The following is a 22,551-nucleotide window of genomic DNA, read 5'->3' as shown; positions in this document are numbered from 1 at the left end:
ACAGTCTCCTGAAGGCAGTACCGAGCCGGGACATAGTCCCGGCTTTCCGCGACTGGTGGCCGGTCGCCCGCAGCGGGGTGGCCGGTGATGGAAGTACTGCTGGCGGTTCTCGGTCTGCTCTTCGTCGGAGTTCTCACACTGGGCACCGGTCTCGCGGTCGCCGCGGAGTTCTCCCTGACCTCCCTGGAGCGCAGCACGGTCGACGCCCACCTGCGGCAGGTGGGCGACCGGCGCGCCAACGCGGTTTCCCGGGCTCACCGGACGCTGTCGTTCCAGCTCTCCGGCGCCCAGGTCGCGATCACGCTGACCACGCTGGTGACCGGTTACGTCGCCGAGCCGCTGATCGGCGATCTGATCCAGCCGGTGCTCACCGCGCTGGGCCTGCCGGACGCGGCGGCCGGGGCGGTGTCGTTGACCCTGGCGATCCTGCTGGCGACCACGTTGTCGATGGTGTTCGGCGAGATGGTGCCGAAGAACCTGGCGATCGCGCGGCCGCTGCCGACCGCGCGCGCCGTCTCCGGCTACCACGCCGGGTTCTCGCGGGTCTTTCGCTGGTTGATCGACGCGCTGAACAACAGTGCGAACTGGGTGGTGCGGCGCTTCGGCGTCGAACCCCAGGAGGAGCTGCGGTCGGCGCGCTCTCCCGACGAGCTGGGGTCGATCGTGCGCTCCAGCGCGGCGCACGGGACGTTGGACGAGTCCACCGCGCAGCTGATGGACCGCTCGCTGCGGTTCGGCGACCGCACCGCCGACGAGCTGATGACCCCGCGGGTGCGGGTCGAGTCGCTGGCCGCCGACGCCGACGTGCTGGACCTGCTGGAGATCGCCCGGCGGACCGGGTTCTCCCGGTTCCCGGTGCACAGCGGTGACCTGGACGACGTGCACGGCGTCGTGCACGTCAAGCAGGCGTTCGGCGTGCCCGCCGGGCAGCGCGAGAGCACCCGGGTCGGCTCGCTGGCCCGCCCGGCGCCGACGGTGCCGGGGACCCTGGACGCCGACGCGCTGCTGGACAAGCTGCGCGGCTCGGGCCTGCAGCTGGCGCTGGTGGTGGACGAGTACGGCGGCACGGCCGGCATCGTGACCCTGGAGGACGTGGTCGAGGAGATCATCGGCGACGTCCGCGACGAGCACGACCGCCGGGAGATCGCCGCGGTGCGCCGACTGGGCGACGGCACCTGGATCATCTCCGGGCTACTGCGCCCGGACGAGGTGGTCGAGGCCACCGGGTTCGAGATGCCCGACGGGGACTACGAGACCGTCGCCGGCTTCGTGCTCGCCGAGCTGGGCCGCATCCCGGACGTCGGCGAGCGGCTGGCGCTGGCCGACTGGTCGCTGACGGTCACCCAGATGGAACGGCACCGCATCGCCGAACTGCGGCTGACCCACCAGCCCGCGCATGCGGTGGCGGAGCCGGAGGTGGCGTGATGAGCGACGGCCTCGCGATCCTGCTCGGTGCCGTTCTGCTGCTGCTCAACGCGTTCTTCGTGGGCGCGGAGTTCTCGCTGCTGTCCTCCCGCCGGGACCGGCTGGAGGCGCTGCTGGCCCAGGGCACCTCCCGGGCGCGGGTGGTGATCAGGGCCAGCCAGGAGGGCTCGTTGATGCTCACCAGCGCCCAGCTGGGCATCACGCTGTGCTCGCTGGGGCTGGGCCGCCTGGGCGAGCCCGCGGTGGCGCACCAGCTGGAGGTGCCCTTCACCGCGCTGGGCATCCCCGAGCCGGTGCTGCACGCGGTGGCGTTCACCATCGCGCTGGCACTGGTGGTGGTGCTGCACGTGCTGATCGGCGAGATGGTGCCGAAGAACCTGGCGATCGCCGAACCGGAGCGGTTGGCGCTGTGGCTGGTGCCGCCGCTGGTCGGGTTCGTCAAGCTGGCCCGGCCGCTGATCGCGCTGTTCAACATGCTGGCCAACGCGGTGCTGCGACTGCTGCGGGTGGAGCCCAAGGACGAGTTGGAGACCGCCTACACCTCGGCCGAGCTGGCCGAACTGCTGGTGGAGTCCCGCCGCGAGGGCCTGCTGGAGCACTCCGCGCACCGCAGGCTGGCACAGACGCTGTCGTCGGCGGAGCACACCGTCGGCGACGTGCTGGTCCCGCTGGCGGACCTGACCACGCTGCCCGCGCGCCCCACCCTGGGTGACGTGGAGCGCGCGGTCGCCGAGACCGGCTTCTCCCGCTTCCCGGTGCGGGGCTGCGACGGTGCGCTGCTGGGCTACCTGCACATCAAGGACGTGCTGGACCAGGCCGGGCATGACCCGTCCACGCCGATCGCGCCCGCCCGGATCCGGCGGTTGCCGGAGGTGGCGGTGCACGCCCGGCTCGACGAGGCCGTGACCTCGCTGCGCCGCGCGGGCAGCCACCTGGCCACCGCCGTCGACACCACCGGCAATCCGGTGGGCGTGGTGGCGCTGGAGGACCTCGTCGAGGAGTACGTCGGGACCGTCCGCGACGGCACACACGTGCGCTGAGGCCAGAGCGACCGGGCGGGACACATACGGCCGGGAGCCACGTCGGCAGGACATGTCCGTCATCAAGACCCCGCTTCGCACGCAGGAGTTCCGGGGGAACGTCAGGCCGCACGGCGCCTGGATCACCAGCGAGGAGTTTGACGCCGCGCCACGGTCGGAACCCGTACGTAGTACGAGAGGAGTTCCGATGTCCGCGATGCCCGATCTCGGCCCCGCCGCCCAGTGCCTGGCGGGCCTGCTGTCCAACACCACCGACGCGCAGCTGAGCGCGCCCACCCCGTGCCGCGAGTATTCGGTGGGCGATTTGATCGACCATCTCAACGGGCTGTCCCTGGCCTTCACCGCGGCGGCGGGCAAGGACCGCGCCGCGACCGCCGGCGGGCCCTCCGGGGACGCCGACCGGCTGCCGGGTGACTGGCGAACCCGGATCCCGCGGCAGCTGACCGAGCTCGCCGAGGCGTGGCGTGACCCGGCCGCGTGGGAGGGCATGACGCAGGCCGGGGGCTTCGAGCTGCCCGGCGCGGTCGCGGGCCGGGTCGCGATGAACGAACTGGTCGTCCACGGCTGGGACCTGGCCCGCGCCACCGGGCAGCCGTACAGCTGCGACGCGGCGTCGATGACGACCGCCCTGGAGTTCGCCGCCGAGGTCGCCGCCGAACCCGCCCCCGCCGGGATGTTCGACCCGCCGGTCAAGGTGTCCGCGGACGCCGAGCCGCTGGACCGGCTGATCGGCCTGACCGGCCGCGACCCGGCCTGGCGGGGCTGACGCCGTCACCGGCTGCCCACCCGGCCCCCGGGGGTCAGGAAATCCGGAAGCCGAAGGGGAGTTCGAGGCGATGCGCGGCGAGGAGCTCGGCATCGGCGAGGAGTTGTTCGGTCGGGCCGTCGGCGACCACCCGGCCGTTGTCGATCACCACGCTGCGTGGGCACAGCTGCAGCGCATACGGCAGGTCGTGGGTGACCATGAGCATCGTGCCGCCGAGCCCCAGTAGGACCTCGGCGAGTTCCCGCCGCGCCACCGGCTCCAGGTTCGACGACGGCTCGTCGAGCACCAGAATTTCCGGTTGGCAGGCGAGCACGGTGGCCAGGGCGACGCGCCTGCGCTGGCCGCCGGACAGGTGCAGCGGCGAGCGGTGCGCGTGCGTGGCCATGCCCACCGCCTCCAGCGCGGCCTGCACCCGCTGCTCCAGTTCGGCGCCGCGCACCCCGAAGTTGGCCGGCCCGAACGCCACGTCCTCACGCACCGTGGGCATGAACAGCTGGTCGTCGGGGTCCTGGAAGACCAGCCCGACGCGGCGGCGGATCTCTTTGAGGTTCTCCTCCCGCACCGGCAGCCCGCCGACGCTGATCTCACCCGCCTCGGCGCGCAGCACCCCGTTGAGGTGCAACGTCATCGTGGTCTTGCCCGCCCCGTTGGGGCCAAGCACCGCGACCCGCTCGCCGCGCTCCACCTTCAGGTCGATCCCGTCGAGTGCGCGGTGCCCGTCGGGGTAGCGGAAGACCAGCCCGCGCACCTCCAGGGCGGGGACGGTATCGGGTGCGGTGGTGCGGTCCGGCAACGATTCGCTCAGACGGTCCACAGGGTCACTCCCAGGACGACGACGGCGACGCACGGCGGCACCATGCCCAGCCACCACTGCGCCGAGGACGAACGGGGCGAGCTGCCCAGTTCGGGCATGGTGCCGCTCCAGCCCCGCGACACCATCGCCAGGTGCACCCGCTCGCCGCGTTCGTAGGAGCGGATGAACAGGCTGCCGATGCCCCGCGCGGTGGCGCCGACCTGCCACAGGAACCGCGGGTCGTGGCCGCGCGAGATGCGGGCCACGCGCATCCTCGCGGCCTCGGCCACGATCACCTCCGCGTAGCGCAGCATCAGGGTGATGATGGTGATCAGCAGCCGGGGCGCCCGCAGGCGCTGCAACCCGACCACGAGCTCGCCCGGCTCGGTGGTGGCCGCCAGCACCAGCGACGTCGCCAGACCGAGCGTGCCCTTGGCCAGGATGTTCCAGCCCGCCAGCAGGCCCTCCACCGACAGCGCCAGGCCCGCGACGTCGGTCGTCGGGCCGCCGGCGGTGAACGGCAGCAGGAACGCGAGCACCACGAACGGCACCTCGATGAGCAGGCGGCTGGCCAGCCAGCGGACCGGGATGCCGGCTGCGGCCACCAGCGCCAGCAGCAGCGCTGCGTGGCCGCCGAACGCCCAGAACGCCTCGCGCGGCGTGGCGACCACGCACAGCACGGTCAGGAACGCGGCGACGATCTTGACCTCGGGCGGCAGCCGGTGCAGCGCCGAATTGCCGGGCAGGTGCAACGCGCTCGCATGTCCGGCACCCATCGCTCAGACGCCCCCGTTGCGGCGCCGCAGCCCCCAGAACAGGCTGCCGGCGGCCGCGAGCGTGACCACCGCGCCGATCACTCCGGCCACCCCCGTCCAACGGTCGTCGCCGCCGACGGTGTAGTCCGCGAGCGGCCCACCGGCGAACGGGTGGTCGGCGGCGTTCTGCGCGATGCAGCGGCCCTCCAGTCGCTCGCCCTCCTCGGTCTGCACCACCGTGCAGCCCTGCTGGGTCACCGCGTCCAACCCGTCCGGGTCGGAGTCGGCGAAGTAGGCCACGACACCTGCGACGACCAGCACGACCGCCGCGAACAGCAGCAGGAAACGCCGTCGTGGAACGCTCATCGGACGATCTCCTCGGTCGGGCGCACACAGGTGCGCAGCAGGTGGACCAAATCGGGCCTGGCGGCGGCGACCGCTCCCACGGTGGCGGCGGTGATAACGCCCTCGCCGATCCCGATCAGGCAGTGCACGCCGATCACCGCGATCGCGGCGGTACCGGTGCCGTACCCGGCCGCCCCGCCGAGCGCGTACTCCACGACGAAGCCGCCGGAGGCGGCGACGGTGTTCGCCCAGGCGGCCGCGAAGGCGGTCACCAGCAACCCGGCGCGGCTGCGCACCGCGAAGCGGCGCAGCGCGAGGGCGACGAGGTAGCCGACCGCGGTGCCGATCAGCGCCATGTTGGTGATGTTCGCGCCGAGCATGGTCAGGCCGCCGTCGGCGAACAGCAGCGCCTGCACCACCAGCACGATCGCCACGCACAGCGCGCCGACCCACGGTCCGGCCAGGATCGCGGCCAGCGCGCCGCCGAGCAGGTGTCCGCTCACCCCCGGCAGCACCGGGAAGTTGATCATCTGGGCGGCGAAGACGAACGCGGCGACCAATCCCGCCATCGGCGCGGTGCGGTCGTCGAGGTCGGCGCGCGCCCTGGCCAGCGCAATCGCCAGCCCGGCCACGGTGACGGCTGCGAACAGCAGCGCGGTGGGCGCGTTCAACAGCCCGTCGCTCATATGCATGGCGAGCGTGGTGGAGGGCATCGCGAGCTCCTCGGTAGCCGGAAATACAGCGCAACGAGACTAATTGCCGCAGGTGCGTTGTCGCCACTACCTGGCAGGAGAGGTTTGGTACTGCACAAACAGGACAAACAAGGACGAACCAGCCACGCATACCCGGCCCCCGCAGTTCGCCTTCCCCCGCACGGCCCCGAAAAAGCCGCCGACCCGGGCGCGGGTGCACCCGGGTCGGCGGTCGAGTCGTGGGGTCAGTCGCGGACGGCCAGCGCGAGCTCGCCGTTGGCGTCCCGCTCCGCGTCGAGCGTCTTGTCGCCGAGCAGGACCGCGACCTGCGATTCGAGGAACACCCGCACCCCGGATTCCTCGATCACCTCGTCGCCCTCCTGTGGCTGGGCGGCGATCGCCGCCTGCAGGCCGTCCCCGGCCGGCGCGATGCGCAGGCCGGATCCTTCCGGAGAGTCGCCACCGACCAGGACAAGTTTGATGACCTCGGCTGCGCTCTCGCTGATGGTGAGCATTGCTCCACTTCCTCTCGGAGCCTGGGCAGTGAAGTGGCCACCGTTTCATCCACCCCCGCCGGTGCGCAAACGGAAGCCGCCCGGGCGTGTCGCACCGGCCCCGCCCACCACAGCGCCCCCGGCCGTGCTCCGGTTCCACCACCGGGTGACGAGGGTGCGCATCCTCGAGGACACCCGGGTGGATCAGGCCCACCCGGGTGGCGTCCTCACGCCTGGTAGGCGTCCAGGGGCGGGCAGGAGCAGACCAGGTTGCGGTCGCCACGCGCGCCGTCGATCCGGCGCACCGGCGGCCACACCTTCGCCACCCCGGTGCCCAGCGGGTAGGCCGCCTCCTCGCGCGAGTAGGCGTGGTCCCACTGCCCGGCCAGCGAGGCCGCCGTGTGCGGGGCGTGCACCAGCGGGTTGTCGTCGGCGGGCCACTGCCCGGCCACGACCTTGTCGATCTCCGCGCGGATGGCGATCATCGCCTCGCAGAAGCGGTCCAGCTCCGCCAGGTCCTCGCTCTCGGTGGGCTCCACCATCAGCGTCCCGGCCACCGGGAACGACATGGTCGGTGCGTGGATGCCGTAGTCGGCCAGCCGCTTGGCCACGTCGTCGACCGAGATACCGCTGGTCTTGCTGATCGGCCGCAGGTCCAGGATGCACTCGTGCGCCACGAAACCGCCCTTGCCCGTGTAGAGCACCGGGAAGTAGTGGTTCAGACGGCGGGCCACGTAGTTGGCGGCGGCCACCGCGGTCAGCGTCGCGCGACGCAGCCCGTCAGCGCCCATCATCCGCACGTACGCCCACGAGATCGGCAGGATCGAGGCGCTGCCCCACGGCGCCGCGCTGATCGGGCCCACCCCGGTCTCCGGACCGGCCGTCGGCTGCATCGGGTGGTTGGGCAGGAACGGCGCCAGGTGCGCGCGCACCCCGATCGGGCCCACGCCCGGGCCGCCACCGCCGTGCGGAATGCAGAACGTCTTGTGCAGGTTCAGGTGCGAAACATCGGCCCCGAACCGGCCCATCCGGGCCAGGCCGATCAGCGCGTTGAGGTTCGCGCCGTCCACGTACACCTGCCCGCCCGCGTCATGCACCAGCGCGCACACCTCGCGGACGGTGTCCTCGTAGACGCCGTGCGTGGACGGGTAGGTGATCATGATCGCGGCCAGGTCGGCGGCGTGCTCGACGACCAGTTCCCGCAGGTGCGCCAGCTCGATGTTGCCCGCGTTGTCGCAGCGCACCACGACCACCCGCATCCCGGCCATCACCGCGCTGGCGGCGTTGGTACCGTGCGCGCTGGCCGGGATCAGGCACACGTTGCGGTCCGCCTCGCCCCGGCTGCGGTGGTAGGCGCGGATGGCCAGCAGGCCGGCGAACTCACCCTGGCTGCCCGCGTTGGGCTGCAGGCTCACCGCGTCGTAGCCGGTGACCTCGGCCAGCCACCGCTCCAGGTCATGCACGATGCTCAGCAGCCCTTCGGCGTCCTGCGCGGGTGCGAACGGGTGCAGCGAGGTGAACTCCGGCCAGGTGATGGGCTCCATCTCGGCCGTGGCGTTGAGCTTCATCGTGCAGGAACCCAGCGGGATCATGCTGCGGTCCAGCGCGATGTCCTTGTCCGCGAGCCGCCGCAGGTAGCGCAGCAGCGACGTCTCCGAGCGGTGCGTGTGGAACACCGGGTGCGTCAGGTACTCGGAGGTGCGCAGCAGCCCCGCGGGCAGCGCGTCGGGGGTCTGCGCGTCCAGCTCGTCGATGTCCACGCCGTCGATACCGAAGGCGCGCCACACGGTTTCCAGGTGCGCGCGCGTGGTGGTCTCGTCGCAGCTGATGCCGACGTGGTCGGCGTCGACGCGGCGCAGGTTGATGCCGTTGCGGCGGGCCGCGGCGACGACCTCGTCCGCCCGGCCGGGCACCGCCGCGACGACGGTGTCGAAGAAGTCCCGGTGCAGCACCTCCACGCCGCCGCGACGCAGCTGCTCGGCCAGCACGGCAGCCATCCGGTGCGCGCGGGTGGCGATCTGCCGCAGTCCGGCCGGGCCGTGGTAGACGGCGTACATCGACGCCACCACCGCCAGCAGCACCTGCGCGGTGCAGATGTTGCTGGTGGCCTTCTCACGGCGGATGTGCTGCTCGCGGGTCTGCAGTGCCAGCCGGTACGCCTGGTTGCCGTCGGCGTCCACGCTCACCCCGACCAGTCGGCCCGGCAGCTGCCGCTCAAGGCCCTTGGCCACCGCCATGTACCCGGCGTGCGGCCCGCCGAAGCCCATCGGGACGCCGAAGCGCTGCGTGGTACCGACCACCACGTCCGCGCCCACCTCGCCCGGCGGGCGCAGCAGGGTCAGCGCGAGCAGGTCGGCGGCCACCACGACCCTGCCGCCGCGCCGGTGCACCTCGGCGATGATCTCCTCGTGGTCGCGCACCGCGCCGGAGGCGCCGGGGTAGGCCAGCAGCGCACCGAAGAACTCGCCGTCCGGCAGCGCCGACGCGCCCGCGGACAGGTCGGCGACCACGACCTCGATGCCCAGCGGTTCGGCGCGGGTCCGCAGCACCGCGATGGTCTGCGGCAGCGTGTCGGCGTCCACCACGAACCGCGGCGACTTCGACCGGCCCGCCCGCCGCACCAGGGTCATGCCCTCGGCCGCCGCGGTGGCCTCGTCCAGCATCGAGGCGTTGGCCACCGGCACCCCGGTCAGGTCGGCGACCATCGTCTGGAAGTTCAGCAGCGCCTCCAGCCGGCCCTGTGAGATCTCCGGCTGGTAAGGGGTGTAGGCGGTGTACCAGGCCGGGTTCTCCAGCACGTTGCGCAGGATCACCGGCGGCGTGATGGTGCCGTGGTAGCCGAGCCCGATCATCTCGGTGTGCGGGGTGCAGCGCCGTGCCAGGTTCCGCAGCTCGGCCAGCGCCTCGGCCTCGGTGGCCGGTTCCGGCAGCGACAGCTGCAGGTCGTCCTCACGGATGGCGTCCGGAACCGCGCTGCGGCCGAGCTCCTCGAGCGAGCCGACGCCGATCACGTCGAGCATGTGGGCCAGCTCGGCGGGCCTCGGTCCGACGTGCCGATCGGCGAACGGCGTGCCGTGCTCCAGAGCAGCGAGCGGAATGCGGTCATGGGTCACGTCGGTCATCGCCAAACCTCAATCGTCGCGGCGGGCAAAGGGCGGCAGCGCGGCAGGAACCGGCTGCGCTCTCCCCCTCTGTCACTGTCCGCGAAACGAACGCCTGAGAGCTTCACCCGGGTGGCCCCAGGCTTGCACCGTCGGCGGGGTGCACCACGGCGGTGGCGACCCTCTTTCCAGAGGTATCTCGCCCGCGCGGTCCAGGTGGCCTGAGAGGTTGTCGGGGAGGGTTTGCTCCTTCGGCGCCGACCGCGGCCGAAACCGGGCCGGACTCTCCCGCACGGGGTCGGCGATGTGCCGCAGCTTACCCGATCAGGGCTGCTGCGGACCGTCGATGTCACCGGCCGCACACCGGCGGCGGCACTCAGCCGGTCCCGGCCTGCCGGTCCCGGCGCCGCCGGGCCAGTTCGTCGGCCACCGGCGGGGCCAGCTCGGCGCCGTCGGCCCGCTCGGCCGGGAACTCGTGGATCGTGCCACTGATCTCGCGCATCGCACCGCTCACGGCGATACCGAATACCCCCTGGCCACCCTGCAACAGGTCGACCACCTCCTCGGCAGAGGTGCACTCGTAGACCGTCGTCCCGTCGCTGAACAGCGTCAGCCGCGCCAGGTCCTGTACCCCGCGGTTGCGCAGGTGCTCCACCGCGACCCGGATGTTGTGCAGCGACACCCCGGTGTCCAGCAGCCGCTTGACCACCTTGAGCACCAGGATGTCCTTGAACGAGTACAGCCGCTGCGACCCGGAGCCGGCCGCGCTGCGGATGGACGGCACGACGAGCTTGGTGCGGGCCCAGTAGTCCAACTGACGGTAGGTGATACCGGCGATCTGGCACGCGGCCGGACCGCGGTAGCCGACCAGTTCGTCCGGTAGCGAGGCGTCGGGGAACAGTTCACCCTGCTCCGCGGCAGCATCCCGGCTGGGTGCTTCCTCGACCACGCCTGCCTCCCCTCACCCGGCCCGAAGCCGACGACGATCACCAGCGCCCGGATCGCGTGGATCCAGGGCCGCGAACACCGCCCACCGGCCGAATCACACCGGGGCAATTCGCGTGCCTCGACGGTAAGCCCGGCCCGCGGGCAGGTCAACGCGACGCGCGGGCAGCCCAATGGACCCGGCCCCCGCTGCATGCGCCGCGGGGGCCGGGGTTGCTCGTGTGGACCTGTTCGTCAGGTGTCCGCGCCGCGGAAGTCCTCCGGGGAGACCGAGTCGAGGAACTCGCGGAACTTCTCGACCTCGTCCTCCTGCTCGTCTGGAATGATCAGGCCCGCCTCGTCCAGCACGGACTCGTCGGCGTGGATCGGGACCCCCGCCCGCAGCGCCAGGGCGACCGAGTCGCTCGGCCGAGCCGAGACCCGCACATCCCCGTCGAACACGAGTTCGGCGAAGAACGTGCCCTCCTGCAGATCGGTGATCCGCACCTGCTCAAGGTCGCGACCGAGGGCGCCGATGACGTCCTTGAGCAGGTCGTGGGTCAGCGGTCTGGCGGGGCGCACGCCCTGCTGCTCGAGGGCGATGGCGGTCGCCTCGACCGAGCCGATCCAGATCGGCAGGTAACGCTCCCCGTGCGCCTCGCGCAACAGCAGGATCGGCTGGTTTGCTGGTAGTTCCACTCGCACGCCGACGACGCGCATCTCGCTGCTCATCGTCACATCGCCTCCTCCAGCGCGCCGAAGCGTGACTTCCCCGTCGAGGATCGCGCACCGACGCCTCCGACGCTACCCGCGATACGGCGGACACGCCCATCCCTTACGGCAGCCTGGTCGGCCGCCGTTTCGCGGCTGTTCGAGTCGGCGCACCTGGCCGAACCGCTGGCTGAGCTCGTCATCGAGCATTACTCAGCACGATACACCGCCCACCGCCCCCGCGGAGCAGTGAAAAACCGCCGCTGTCACGGGGAAACCGGTTGCAGCGCCGGGAAATTCCCGGTCCCGCGGAAAAGGCCGGCGCCTCGACCACGCGCACCGCGAGTGCCAGCGGGGCGACGTCGCCTGACACCGCCCCGCTGCCCGCCGCGAAGTCCTGTCCGCCTCGGTGAGGACGCGGATCGCGGTGGCGCACACGAGGTTGCCGGGGGCGACCACACCGGCCGCTTCCGCCCACTCCACAACTCCCGGCACCTCGGTTGCGGGCCGCACCCCCGCGGGGGCGGCCGCACCGTCGCGCGACCGATCCGCGCGTCCCCTTACCGGTTCGTCTGTCCCCCCTCGATCGGGCCGGTCAAAAACACCAGCCGGAACTTCCCGATCTGCACCTCGTCACCGTTGGCCAGCACCGAGGTGTCCACCGGCTCGCGGTTGACGTAGGTGCCGTTGAGGCTGCCGACGTCAACGACCACGAAGTCGTTGCCCTCGCGCCGGAACTCGGCGTGCCGACGGGAAACCGTGACGTCATCGAGGAAGATGTCGCTGTCCGGGTGCCGTCCGGCGCTGGTCGTCTCCCGGTCCAGCAGGAACCGCGAACCCGCGTTCGGGCCGCGCTTGACCACCAGCAGGGCGGACCCCGCGGGCAGCGCATCGACCCCGGATGCTGCGGCAGGCTCCGGGGCCGCGCTCTCGGTGCTTTCCGGCTCCGAGAGGAAGGGCCTGAAGACCGAGGTGGTCTCCGGTGACTGCTCCGGCGGAACCTCGCCGAAGCCGCTGTTCTGGCTCACCTGAGCTCTCCTCTACGCGGATAGATCGTGCCAAGTACGTTCCAACGTACCGTGCGGTGACGGGCGTGGAACGCGCGACTCCCGACATCGTCCCAGCCGACCCCGACAGCCGACGATCATGCCTGGTCGATCAGCTTCCGGTATGCCTCGGCGTCGAGCAGGCCGTCCCACTGAGCCGGGTCGGCCAGCGTGATCTCGACCATCCAGCCGTCCTCCAGCGGGGCCGAGTTGACCAGCTCCGGCTGGTCCTCCAGCTGCTCGTTACGGGCCACCACCTCGCCAGTGACCGGGGCGTAGATGTCCGAGACACTCTTGGTCGACTCCACCTCGCCGAGCGCGTCGCCGGCCGCGACCTGCTCGCCCACCGCGGGCAGCTGCACGAACACGACGTCACCCAGCTGCTGCTGGGCGTAGTCGGTGATCCCGACGCGCACCCGGTCCTCGGCGGTGCGCCGCACCCACTCGTGCTGTTCGGTGTACCTGATCTCGTCCGGGGCCGCCACGGTGGTCCCGCCTTCCTCGTCGCTGCTGCTGTGCTTGTCCGGGCGCGATGGTGGTCGCGTGATCGGCTCGGCGAGCGTATTTGCCGCGCAGCGGGCGCCGCAAGGCGACCCCCCGGGAGGACGGCTAGACCGGCTTGGCGCGCGCCTGGCGCACCGCGACCACGACCTGGCCCAGATACAGGATGCCCGCCCACAGGTACAGCGCGCCTCCCCAGCAGGTGAAGGCGTAGGCGATGGGGCGCGCCACATCGGCGAACGGGAAGGGCTCCTGCACCAGCAGCAGCAGCGGGAACGCGTACATCAGGCAGAACGTCGCGGCCTTGCCCAGGTAGTGCACGTCGGGCGGCTCGTAGCCGTGCCAGCGCAGCACGGGCAGGCACACAGTGAGCACGAGGTCGCGGAGGACCAGTGCCGCGGCGACCCACCAGGGCACCACGTCGCGCAGCACGAAGGCGACCAGGGTGGCGATGATGTAGAGGCGGTCGGCGGCCGGGTCGAGCAGTTCGCCGATGCGGCTGTACTGGTTGAGCCAGCGGGCGAGCTTGCCGTCGAGCCAGTCGGTGATGCCGCTGACGACGAGCACCAGCAGCGCGAGCAGGTCGGCCTGGGGACCGAGCAGCAACCAGAGAAACAGCGGCACGCCGGCCAGCCGGATGACGCTGAGCAGGTTCGGCAGCGTCCACCATGGATCGGCCCACACGCCGGCGGCGGCCTCCCGGATCCGGGCGATGCCGGGATCGGGTCGGCCCGGACCGGGGTTGTCCCGCCCCCCGCTCGTGGTGTCGTCCGTGGTGCGCTCGGCATCCTGCACCACGAGCCTCCCCTGGATGGTTGTGCGTCATACCCCGCGCAGGGACGCATGTGCCGCATCCCCGCCCCGGGTCAGGATCTCACATTCCTCGCACAACACACCTGGCGGCCGGGCCGGTGCACGACCGCCGGGTGACGGCTAGGCCCGGGTGAGGCTCCAGCCGCGGCGGTGGAGGTCGGCGTCGGTGAGGAACCGGGCCCGGCCGCGGTCATCCACGCCCGCCCACCGGGCTCCCGCGGAGCCCTCGAGGACGAAGGAGTGGCCGCCACTCCAGACCACGCTGCAGGGCGTGGTGGGCAGCTGGGGCGTCTGGGATTCCGCGGCAGCGTTCTGCGCGTCCGGTTCCGTGCTCATCGTCAGCAGTACCTCCGTTTTCGTTGTCGGTGAGAGCCGTTGCGGTGTTAGCCCGATCTCCCCGGGCGCCTTGATTGTGTGCACCCGGACACGTTCTGTCGCCCTGGATCAGCGTGGCCCGCGCCCAGCGGACGCGGTGCGTCGCCGAGCTGCGCGCGCCCGGCGGCGCGGTGCCGAGCGCGACCGAACCCGGCGTGCCGCTCGTCCGCACAGCCACGTTTCGCGGTGTGTCAGCGGGGTTTCGCGCCGACTCCCTGGCGCGGGTAGGGGTTGTGCGGTAGACCACAGGGCGACAGCAGCGACGCGGGAGGTGCAGGTGCACATGGGTGCCTATGCCGAGACCTATCGGCAGAGTTTGACCGACCCCGAGGGGTTCTGGCTCGACGCGGCGAACGCCGTCGAGTGGGAGCAGGCCCCGACCCGGGCGCTGGACGACTCGGCCGCGCCGCTGTACCGGTGGTTCCCCGACGGGGTCCTCAACACCTGCTTCAACGCCCTGGACCGGCACGTCCGCGACGGGCGCGGCGAGCAGCCGGCGCTGATCTGGGACTCAGCGATGACCGGCACCGTCCGCTCCTTCACCTATCGCGAGCTGCTGGAGCGGGTGGCGCTGTTCGCCGGAGCGCTGCGGGCGCAGGGCGTGGCGCGCGGCGACCGGGTCGTGCTCTACCTGCCGATGATCCCGGAAGCGGTCGTGGCGATGCTGGCCTGCGCGCGGATCGGCGCGGTGCACTCGGTGGTCTTCGGCGGGTTCGCCCCGCGGGAGCTGGCCGCGCGCATCGACGACGCGCGCCCGAAACTGATCGTGGCCGCATCCTGCGGGCTGGAACCGAACCGGATCGTCGAGTACAAGCCGATCGTGGACGAGGCGCTGCGGCTGGCCGAGCACCAGCCGGAGCGGGTGGTGGTGTTCCAGCGGGAGCAGGCGCGGGCCGAGCTGGGACCGCGCGACGTCGACTGGAACGACGCGCTGGCGCAGGCCGAACCGGCGGAGTGCGTGCCCGTGCGCGCCACCGACCCGCTGTACGTGCTCTACACCTCCGGCACCACCGGGCGGCCGAAGGGCGTGGTGCGCGACAACGGCGGGCATGCGGTCGCGCTGCGGTGGTCGATGGCCAACATCTACGACATCGGCCCGGGCGAGGTGTTCTGGACGGCCTCCGATGTCGGGTGGGTGGTCGGCCACTCCTACATCGTCTACGCCCCGCTGCTGACCGGGGCGACGACGGTGGTCTACGAGGGCAAGCCGGTCGGCACGCCGGACGCGGGCGCGTTCTGGCGGGTGATCGCCGAGCACCGGGTCAAGGCGCTGTTCACCGCGCCGACCGCGCTGCGCGCGATCAAGCGGATGGACCCGAAGGGCGAGCTGCTCGCCGAGCACGACACCAGCAGCCTGCGCACGCTGTTCCTGGCCGGGGAGCGGCTGGACCCGGAGACCTACCACTGGGCGTCCGACCAGCTGGGCGTGCCGGTCGTCGACCACTGGTGGCAGACCGAGACGGGATGGCCGGTCTGCGCGAACCTGCGCGGCCTGGAGCCGATGCCGATCAAGCCGGGGTCGCCGACGGTGCCGGTGCCCGGGTACGAGGTGGCCGTGCTGGACCAGGCCGGGCGGCCGGTGCCGCCGGGCGCCGACGGGGCGATCTGCCTGAAGCTGCCGCTGCCGCCGGGGACGCTGCCCACGTTGTGGGGCGACGACGAGCGGTTCCGCGAGTCGTACCTGTCCCGCCACCCCGGCTACTACCTCACCGGGGACAACGGCTACGTCGACGCCGACGGCTACGTGTTCGTCATGGGCCGTACCGACGACGTGATCAACGTGGCCGGGCACCGGTTGTCCACCGGGTCGATGGAGGCGGTGCTGGCCGCGCACCCGGCGGTGGCCGAGTGCGCGGTGATCGGGGTGCACGACGCGCTGAAGGGCCAGGTGCCGCGCGGGTTCGTGGTGTTGAAGTCCGGTGTGGACATCGCCGAGGAGACGCTGCGCGAGGAGCTGGTGGCGGCGGTGCGCGCGGAGATCGGGCCGGTGGCGGCGTTCCGGGACGTGGCGGTGGTGGACGGGCTGCCGAAGACCCGCTCCGGCAAGATCCTGCGCAAGGCGATGCGCGAGATCGCCGACACCGGCGACACCCGGGTGCCGTCGACCATCGAGAATCCGACGGTGCTGGACCGGTTGCGGCCGGCGTTGCGCGGGGACCGCTGACGGTCCGATACGTCCGTTCGGAGGCTTTCGCCGCCAACTGTGGTCTATACCTTTGTGTGCACCGTTCCCCGATCCTGGAGCGAGGCACATGACCGCAGGACCAGCCAGATCGATGCTGCGCCGGACCGCGCTGGCCGCCGTCGCCGGGGCGCTGCTCACCGGCGGGGTCGTGGCACCCGCCACCGGCGCGCCCGCCGCCCAGCAGTCCCCGATGGACACCATCATCCCCGCGCCCGAGTCAGTGCGGCCGGACCCCTCCGCCACCTTCGAGCTGTCCCCGCAGACCTCCATCCAGGCCCGCGGCGAGGCGGCCGAGGTCGGCGAGTACCTGGCCGGGATCCTGCGGCCCTCGACCGGGTTCCCGGTCCCGGTCAACCGCGGGCAGCTCGGCACCGGCGACATCGCGCTGACCCTCGACGGCTCCCCCGACCTCGGCCCGGCCGGCTACCGCCTGGCGGTCGACGACGACACCGTCACCGTGCAGGCCACCACCACCGACGGGCTGTTCAACGGCGTGCAGACGCTGCGCCAGCTGCTGCCCGCGGCGATCGAGAGCCCGACCACGCAGCCGGGTCCGTGGCCGGTGCCCGGCGGTGAGATCGTCGACCGGCCGCGCTTCGCGCACCGCGCCGCGATGCTCGACGTGGCCCGCCACTTCTTCGACGTCGAGCAGGTCAGGCGCTACATCGACCAGATCGCGCTGTACAAGGTCAACCGGCTGCACCTGCACCTGTCCGACGACCAGGGCTGGCGCATCCAGATCAACAGCTGGCCGCGGCTGGCCGAGTACGGCGGCAGCACCGAGGTCGGCGGCGGTCCCGGCGGGTACTACACGCAGGACGACTACACCGAGATCGTGCGGTACGCGGCGTCCCGGCACATCACGGTGGTGCCGGAGATCGACATGCCCGGGCACACCAACGCGGCGCTGGCCTCCTACGCGGAGCTGAACTGCGACGGGGTGGCACCGCCGCTGTACACCGGCATCGAGGTCGGGTTCAGCTCGCTGTGCGTGGACAAGGAGATCACCTACCGGTTCGTCGAGGACGTCATCCGCGAGCTCGCGGCCCTGACCCCCGGGCCGTACCTGCACATCGGCGGCGACGAGGCGCACTCCACCAGCGAGGAGGACTACACGAAGTTCATGGCGCGGGTGCTGCCGCTGGTGGCCAAGTACGGCAAGACGGTCGTCGGCTGGCACGAGTACGGCAGGGCCCAGCCGGAGGGCGAGGCGGTGCTGCAGTTCTGGGGCACCACCAACGCCGACCCGCTGCTGGCCGAGGCCGTCGCCCGCGGCAACAAGATCCTGCTGTCGCCGGCGAACAAGGCGTACCTGGACATGAAGTACGACGAAGACACGCCGCTGGGCCTGCAGTGGGCCGGGTTCATCGAGGTCGCCGACGCCTACGGCTGGGACCCGGGCAGCTACCTGCAGGGCGTGCCGGAGGAGTCGGTGCTCGGCGTGGAGGCCCCGCTGTGGAGCGAGACGCTGGAGACCTCCGACCACATCGAGTTCATGGCGTTCCCGCGGCTCCCGGCGATCGCGGAGCTGGGCTGGTCGCCGAAGGCGGCCCACGACTGGGAGTCGTTCCGCCAGCGCCTGGCGGCGCACGGCCCGCGCCTGGCGGCGATGGGCGTCGACTACTACCGCTCCCCCCAGATCCCCTGGGCGCAGTGACACCGGCTGACAGGTGGGGGCGGCCGATCGGCGAAGGGTGCCCTCCACACCTCCGCTGAGCCGCTGCGCCTGCCCTGGACCGGCATGCTGGTTTCCCGGGAGATCGTGCCGGTGCCGCCGGAGCACGTCCGCTAGGGGATGTTGGGTTCCAGGACCGCCCACCAGTCGGCCAGGGTGGGGCGCTCGGCGAGGTCGGCGAAGGTGATCCGCACCCCCAGCTTCCGCCACTTCTCCACCAGCGTCATAATCCGCACCGAGTCCAGGCCCCAGTCGACCAGGTTCTCGTCGTCGGTCAGCTCCGTCGGGTCCTCGAAGAGCAGCTCGGCGACCTGCGCCCGCACGTCCTCCAGCGTCAGCTTCTGCGACATCCCCACATACTCCCCGGTTGCTCGTCAGGCCACGTCGGACTCGGGCGCCACCAGCGACCGCGCCAGCCGCCGCGAGGTGTCCACCACCGCGCACCGCTTCGCGGCGTAGCTCAACGCCATGCGGTGCTCCTCCAGCGAGAAGTCCGCGACCGCGTCGGCGGCCAGGAACGCCTGCACCTCCTGCTGGAACGCCTCGGCGGCGGTCATCAGGCACCCGATGTGCGCGTAGATGCCGGTGATGACCAGCTGGTCGCGGTTCCAGCCGCGCAGCATGGCGCGCAGGTCGGTGCGCTGGAAGGCGCTGTAGCGCCACTTGGTCATCAGCACGTCACCGTCTTCGGGCGCCAGCTCGTCGATGATCGCCTCCTGCGCCGGGTCCGCGACGCCAGGTCCCCACCACTCCAGCTGCAGGCCGCGCTGCTCGGGCGTCTGCCCGCCGGGCTGCGCGCAGTACACCACGGGCACCCCGGACGCGCGGGCCCGCTCGCGCAGCAGGCGGATGTTGGGCACGATCTCGGTCAGCGGTTCCCGGCCGGCCGGGAAGGCGTTGACGAAGTGCCGCTCCATGTCGTGGATGAGCAGCACCGCCCGCTCCGGGGCGGGCCGCCAGGCCACCCGGTTCGCCGGCAGTTCGTCCTCCGTCGGCACCCGGTACGGTGCGATGGCCGGTAGCGCCACCGTGCGTCCCTTCTGTCGTCGTCAATCACCGGCGGTGCAGTTCGGGGACCAGGTCGCGGGCGATGGCCGCCCGCAGGTCCCGCTTGCTGACCTTGCCGACCCCGGTCTGCGGGAACCGCGCCACGAACTCCACCCGGTCCGGGACCTTGTAGGCGGCCAGGCCGCGGTCGCGGACGAACCGGATCAGCTCGCGGGCCTTCGGCGGGGTACCGCGCGGCACGACGAAGGCGCAGGTGCGCTCGCCAAGGTAGTCGTCGGGCATGGCCACCACCGCCGCATCGTGCACCGCGGGGTGCGCGAGCAGGTGGTTCTCCACCTCCTCGGCGGCGACCTTCTCGCCGCCCCGGTTGATCTGGTCCTTCGCCCGGCCCTCGACGACGATGTTGCCCTCGGGGGTGAGCCGCACGACGTCGCCGGTGCGGTAGAAGCCATCGGGGGTGAAGGCCCGCGCGTTGTGCTCCTCGGCCCGGTAGTAGCCGCGGATGGTGTAGGGCCCGCGGGTGAGCAGGTGCCCGGTCTCCCCCGGCGGCACAGGGTTGTCGTCGTCATCGACGACGAGCAGTTCGTCATCCGGCGAGATCGGGCGGCCCTGGGTGGTGAGGATGACCTCCTCGGGGTCGTCGAGCCGGGTGTAGTTGACCAGGCCCTCGGCCATGCCGAACACCTGCTGCAGGGTGGCGCCGAGCACGGGCCTGACCCGCCGCGCCACCTCCTCGCTGCACTTGGCGCCGCCAACCTGCAGCACCTGGAGGCTGGACAGGTCGTGCTCGGTGTCCGGTGCCGCGTCCAGCCAGACCAGCGCCAGCGGGGGCACGGCCGCGGTGAGCGTGACGCGTTCGCGTTCGATGAGCGGGAAGACCTCGTCGGGGCCGGGCCGGCGGGCCAGCACCACGCGGCCGCCGGCGTACAGGACGCCGAAGATGCCGGGCGAGCTCATCGGGAAGTTGTGCGCGATCGGCAGCGCGGCGAGGTAGACGGTGTCGGCGGTGACGCCACAGATCTCGTTGCTGGCGCGCAAGGAGTAGATGTAGTCGTCGTGGGTGCGCGGGATCAGCTTGGGCACGCCGGTGCTGCCGCCGGAGAGCTGGAGGAACGCGATGTCGCCCGGCCGCGGGCCGGGCAGCTCCACCGGATCTGCGTCCACATCGGACAGTGCACGGAACTCGCCGGGCTCGCCGGCGATGAGCACGTGCCGCAGCCCCGGCACCTTCGCGGCGACCTCGGCGGCCAGCCGGCGGTGGTCGAACCCGGCCTCCACGTCGACGGTGATGTAGGCGCTGGCCTCGCTGAACTCGCAGAAGTAGGCGATCTCGGCCAGCCGGTGCGCGGGCAGCGCGAACACCGGTACCGCACCGAGCCGGAACAACGCGAAGCACACGTCGAAGAACGCGGCGATGTTCGGCAGCTGCACCACCACCCGGTCACCCGCGCCGATGCCGAGCCGGTGCAGCCCGGCGGCCAGCCGGTCGGCGCGGACGTCGAGGTCTCGGTAGCTGACCCGGCGGTCGCCGTCGACGACGGCGATGCGGTCGGGGTGTTCGGCGGCGCGGTCGCGCAGCAGCTGCCCGAAGGTGTCGCCGCGCCAGTAGCCCGCCGCGCGGTAGCGTTCGGCGAACTCCGGCGGCCAGGTGGGGCAGCCGGGCACGGATGCGGTCATGTCGGTCCTCTCAGACGACCCGGTCCAGGCCCATCGCGGACAGGGCGGTGCGGAACTTCGCGGTGGTCTCGGCCAGTTCCTCGGCGGGGTCGGAGCCGGCGACGATGCCCGCGCCGGCGAACAGCCGCAGCAGGTCGTTTTCGATGTCGGCGCAGCGGATCGCCACCACCCACTCACCGTCCCCGGCGGCGTCGGACCAGCCGACCAGGCCCGCGTAGTAGCCGCGGTCGAAGGGTTCGGTCTCGGCGATGACCTCGCGGGCCCGCCGCACCGGCGTACCGCACACCGCCGGGGTGGGGTGCAGCGCGTCGGCCAGTTCCAGCGAGGAGGTGGCCGGGTCGCGCAGCTCCCCGGTGATCTCGGTGGCCAGGTGCCACATGGCGGCGGTGCTGATCACCTCGGGGCGGGCGGGCACATGCAGGTCGCGGCAGAACGGGCGCAGCGCCTCGGCGACCGCGTCGACGACGGCGGCGTGTTCCCGGCGATCCTTGTCCGATGTGGACAGTTCGGCGGCGCGGCACCGGTCCTCCACCGGGTCGGCGCTGCGCGGTCGGGAACCGGCCATCGGGTGGGCACGCACCCGCATTCCACGGCGGGACACCAGCAGTTCCGGGCTCGCCCCCAGGAAGGTCCGCTCCAGCGGCGGCTGCGGGCCAAAGCTGTCGCGGGTGCCGTCCTCGCCGCGCCGCGGCAGGTCCACGGCGAAGGTGTAGCTGGCCGGGTCGGCGAACGCCAGGTTGCGCAGGACGGCGCGGACGTCCACGGGCGCGGCGGTGGTCACCTCCAGCGACCGGGCCAGCACCACCTTGCCCAGCTCGCCGTCGTCCAGCCGCCGCAGCACGCGGCTGACGCCGCGCTCGTACTCGGCGGGCGCGGGCACCGGCCGCACCCCGCAGTCCGGGACGCTGGTTTGCGGCGCGCGTGACACCACGACGTTCAGCGGCGCCGAACGGACGACCTCCTCGGGCATCACCAGGTGCGCCGGCAGATTCTCGTCGAACGGCACCGCGCCCACGACCACCGGGTTGCGCCGGCCGAACTCCTCGGCGCTGCGCAGGAAATCCGCCACCCGCCCGGGCAGGCCGGTGCGCGCGCACTGCGTTTTGGGCACGGTGGCAGCGACGCCGCAGCCCAGTAGCACACCGTGAGGCCCGGAGAAGAAGAACGACGAACCCGCCTGGTAGGCCGCCAGCAGCCTGGTCGCGGCGTCATCGGCGACGACGTCGATACCGTCGATCTCGCTGTCCACAGTGGTCATGGCAACCTTTCCGCGGTTCGGTGCCGGTCAGGCGCGCAACGTGGCGCCGCCGTCGACGTACAGGTCGTGCATGGTGATGTGCCGGGCCTGGTCGGAAGCCAGGAAGACGACCGCGTCGGCGATGTCCTCGGGCGTGGCCAGCCTGCGCAGCGGGATGCCCACCCGGAAGACCTCGGGCGAGCCGGCGATGACGCGGTCGGCGCCGCGCTCGTCGGCCCACATGCCGCGCTGCATGTCGGTGTCGGTGGAGCCGGGGGCGACGACGTTGCACCGGATGCCGTACTCGGCCAGTTCCAGGCCGAGGGACTTGGTGAACAGCGTGGCCGCGGCCTTGGAGGCGGCGTAGGCGGCCATCCCGTGCCGCGGCACGCCGGCGGCGTTGGAGCTGACCGTGACGATCGCGCCGCGCCTGCGCGGGATCATGTGCCGGGACACGGCTCGGGACATCGCGAACACACCGGTGGCGTTGACCGCGAAGGTGCGGTGCCACTCCTCGTCGGTGAGCTCCTGCACGGTGCCGACCTGCAGCACGCCGGCGATGTTGGCGAGGATGTCGACCGGGCCGAGTTCCCGCTCGACGCGGTCGACCACCTCGGTGACCGCGGCGGAGTCGGCGACGTCGGCACAGTGGGCGTGGACCTGGTGGCCCTTCGCGGTGAGCTTGGTGGCGACGGCCGCGACACGGTCGGCGTTGCGATCCACCGCGGCGACGGTGGCGTCGAGGCCGGCGAACGCGGCGGTGACCGCCGCTCCGATGCCCTGGCCCGCACCCGTCACGATGGCGACCTTGCCGCCAATCCCGGTCCGGTTCATGCCCACTCGCTTCGCAACTCAGGCTAGCCTAACCTTTGTCAGGCGAGCCTGAGTCTAGAACACGGACCTGATCGAAAGCCTCCCTCCGACGAGGTGGCATTGCTCACCGACCGCGACGACTCCCGCGGCTCGGGGGATCAGTCTCTCTTAAGGA

The 22,551-nt window shown here is 72.0% G+C and carries 22 protein-coding genes and 1 riboswitch; of the genes, 5 read left to right on the top strand and 17 right to left on the bottom strand.

All coding sequences use genetic code 11. The features are described 5' to 3' along the window. Window positions 1-87 precede the first annotated feature (87 nt). From IEY17_RS11775 to IEY17_RS11765, 3 genes are all read left to right on the top strand, one after another. Complete coding sequence (locus IEY17_RS11775; RefSeq protein WP_188987392.1) at window positions 88-1,425, top strand: hemolysin family protein; 1,338 nt, start codon at window positions 88-90, stop codon at window positions 1,423-1,425. Beyond that, a complete protein-coding gene (locus IEY17_RS11770) occupies window positions 1,425-2,465 on the top strand; it encodes a hemolysin family protein (protein ID WP_188987391.1) in 1,041 nt (346 codons plus the stop codon). The genes IEY17_RS11775 and IEY17_RS11770 overlap by 1 nt, the downstream gene beginning before the upstream one ends. A 187-nt stretch (window positions 2,466-2,652) precedes the next feature. Next, on the top strand, window positions 2,653-3,231 hold the full coding sequence (locus IEY17_RS11765; RefSeq protein ID WP_188987390.1) for a TIGR03086 family metal-binding protein: 579 nt from the start codon (window positions 2,653-2,655) through the stop codon (window positions 3,229-3,231). A 34-nt stretch (window positions 3,232-3,265) separates the two neighbouring features. Here IEY17_RS11765 and IEY17_RS11760 read toward each other — a convergent pair whose 3' ends face one another. From IEY17_RS11760 to IEY17_RS11705, 12 genes are all read right to left on the bottom strand, one after another. Then, window positions 3,266-4,045 carry an energy-coupling factor ABC transporter ATP-binding protein gene (locus tag IEY17_RS11760; RefSeq protein WP_188987389.1) on the bottom strand — a complete coding sequence of 260 codons (780 nt, stop codon included), beginning with the start codon at window positions 4,043-4,045 and terminating at the stop codon, window positions 3,266-3,268. Continuing rightward, complete coding sequence (gene cbiQ, locus IEY17_RS11755) at window positions 4,033-4,800, bottom strand: cobalt ECF transporter T component CbiQ (protein WP_188987388.1); 768 nt, start codon at window positions 4,798-4,800, stop codon at window positions 4,033-4,035. The genes IEY17_RS11760 and cbiQ overlap by 13 nt, the downstream gene beginning before the upstream one ends. Before the next feature lie 3 nt (window positions 4,801-4,803). Next, entirely contained in the window at window positions 4,804-5,145 is a 342-nt protein-coding gene (locus IEY17_RS11750) for a PDGLE domain-containing protein (protein ID WP_188987387.1), read from the bottom strand. Beyond that, on the bottom strand, window positions 5,142-5,837 hold the full coding sequence (locus tag IEY17_RS11745) for an energy-coupling factor ABC transporter permease (protein WP_188987386.1): 696 nt from the start codon (window positions 5,835-5,837) through the stop codon (window positions 5,142-5,144). Before IEY17_RS11745 ends, IEY17_RS11750 begins: the two co-directional genes overlap by 4 nt. A 224-nt stretch (window positions 5,838-6,061) precedes the next feature. Next, the gene (locus tag IEY17_RS11740; protein ID WP_188987385.1) at window positions 6,062-6,331 is read right to left on the bottom strand and encodes a HesB/YadR/YfhF-family protein; all 270 of its coding nucleotides are present in this window, start codon (window positions 6,329-6,331) and stop codon (window positions 6,062-6,064) included. A 206-nt stretch (window positions 6,332-6,537) separates the two neighbouring features. Next, entirely contained in the window at window positions 6,538-9,432 is a 2,895-nt protein-coding gene (gene gcvP, locus IEY17_RS11735; RefSeq protein ID WP_188987384.1) for an aminomethyl-transferring glycine dehydrogenase, read from the bottom strand. 177 nt (window positions 9,433-9,609) lie between these two features. Next, a riboswitch (glycine riboswitch) is annotated at window positions 9,610-9,712 on the bottom strand. Window positions 9,713-9,787: 75 nt separating this feature from the next. Continuing rightward, complete coding sequence (locus IEY17_RS11730) at window positions 9,788-10,360, bottom strand: MerR family transcriptional regulator (protein ID WP_188987383.1); 573 nt, start codon at window positions 10,358-10,360, stop codon at window positions 9,788-9,790. 230 nt (window positions 10,361-10,590) lie between these two features. Next, entirely contained in the window at window positions 10,591-11,067 is a 477-nt protein-coding gene (locus IEY17_RS11725) for a bifunctional nuclease family protein (RefSeq protein ID WP_029720152.1), read from the bottom strand. A gap of 539 nt (window positions 11,068-11,606) precedes the next feature. Further along, window positions 11,607-12,074 (bottom strand): glycogen accumulation regulator GarA, encoded by a 468-nt coding sequence (gene garA / locus IEY17_RS11720; protein ID WP_188987382.1) that lies wholly within the window; start codon window positions 12,072-12,074, stop codon window positions 11,607-11,609. Between the two features lie 116 nt (window positions 12,075-12,190). Further along, window positions 12,191-12,577 (bottom strand): glycine cleavage system protein GcvH, encoded by a 387-nt coding sequence (gene gcvH / locus IEY17_RS11715; protein WP_188987381.1) that lies wholly within the window; start codon window positions 12,575-12,577, stop codon window positions 12,191-12,193. A gap of 124 nt (window positions 12,578-12,701) precedes the next feature. Further along, the gene (clsA, locus tag IEY17_RS11710) at window positions 12,702-13,391 is read right to left on the bottom strand and encodes a cardiolipin synthase ClsA (RefSeq protein WP_188987380.1); all 690 of its coding nucleotides are present in this window, start codon (window positions 13,389-13,391) and stop codon (window positions 12,702-12,704) included. Between the two features lie 135 nt (window positions 13,392-13,526). Next, entirely contained in the window at window positions 13,527-13,742 is a 216-nt protein-coding gene (locus tag IEY17_RS11705) for a hypothetical protein (protein WP_188987379.1), read from the bottom strand. On the opposite strand from IEY17_RS11705, the gene IEY17_RS11700 reads away from it, so the two are divergent. Next, window positions 13,678-15,945: a propionyl-CoA synthetase gene (locus IEY17_RS11700; protein WP_308423976.1), complete on the top strand. Its 2,268-nt coding sequence runs from the start codon at window positions 13,678-13,680 to the stop codon at window positions 15,943-15,945. The genes IEY17_RS11705 and IEY17_RS11700 overlap by 65 nt on opposite strands. A gap of 88 nt (window positions 15,946-16,033) precedes the next feature. Then, window positions 16,034-17,623, top strand: a complete 1,590-nt coding sequence (locus IEY17_RS11695) for a beta-N-acetylhexosaminidase (protein WP_188987377.1) — start codon at window positions 16,034-16,036, stop codon at window positions 17,621-17,623. 131 nt (window positions 17,624-17,754) lie between these two features. Here the strand turns inward: IEY17_RS11695 and IEY17_RS11690 are convergent, their stop codons facing one another. Genes IEY17_RS11690 through IEY17_RS11670 form a run of 5 tightly spaced genes read right to left on the bottom strand, consistent with a single transcriptional unit; the run spans window position 17,755 to window position 22,397 of the window. Further along, window positions 17,755-17,991, bottom strand: coding sequence for a phosphopantetheine-binding protein (locus IEY17_RS11690; protein WP_188987376.1), 237 nt, complete (start codon window positions 17,989-17,991; stop codon window positions 17,755-17,757). A gap of 24 nt (window positions 17,992-18,015) precedes the next feature. Beyond that, complete coding sequence (locus IEY17_RS11685) at window positions 18,016-18,669, bottom strand: isochorismatase family protein (protein ID WP_188987375.1); 654 nt, start codon at window positions 18,667-18,669, stop codon at window positions 18,016-18,018. A 25-nt stretch (window positions 18,670-18,694) separates the two neighbouring features. Further along, on the bottom strand, window positions 18,695-20,326 hold the full coding sequence (locus IEY17_RS11680; protein ID WP_188987374.1) for a (2,3-dihydroxybenzoyl)adenylate synthase: 1,632 nt from the start codon (window positions 20,324-20,326) through the stop codon (window positions 18,695-18,697). Window positions 20,327-20,336: 10 nt separating this feature from the next. Then, a complete protein-coding gene (gene dhbC / locus IEY17_RS11675; RefSeq protein ID WP_188987373.1) occupies window positions 20,337-21,584 on the bottom strand; it encodes an isochorismate synthase DhbC in 1,248 nt (415 codons plus the stop codon). 27 nt (window positions 21,585-21,611) lie between these two features. Continuing rightward, entirely contained in the window at window positions 21,612-22,397 is a 786-nt protein-coding gene (locus IEY17_RS11670) for a 2,3-dihydro-2,3-dihydroxybenzoate dehydrogenase (protein WP_188987372.1), read from the bottom strand. Window positions 22,398-22,551: the final 154 nt, after the last annotated feature.

It is taken from the genome of Saccharopolyspora thermophila, from assembly GCF_014646075.1.
Taxonomy (GTDB): domain Bacteria; phylum Actinomycetota; class Actinomycetes; order Mycobacteriales; family Pseudonocardiaceae; genus Saccharopolyspora; species Saccharopolyspora thermophila.
Note: the sequence above shows the minus strand (reverse complement) of the source record. Positions and strands in the feature narration are given on the sequence as shown.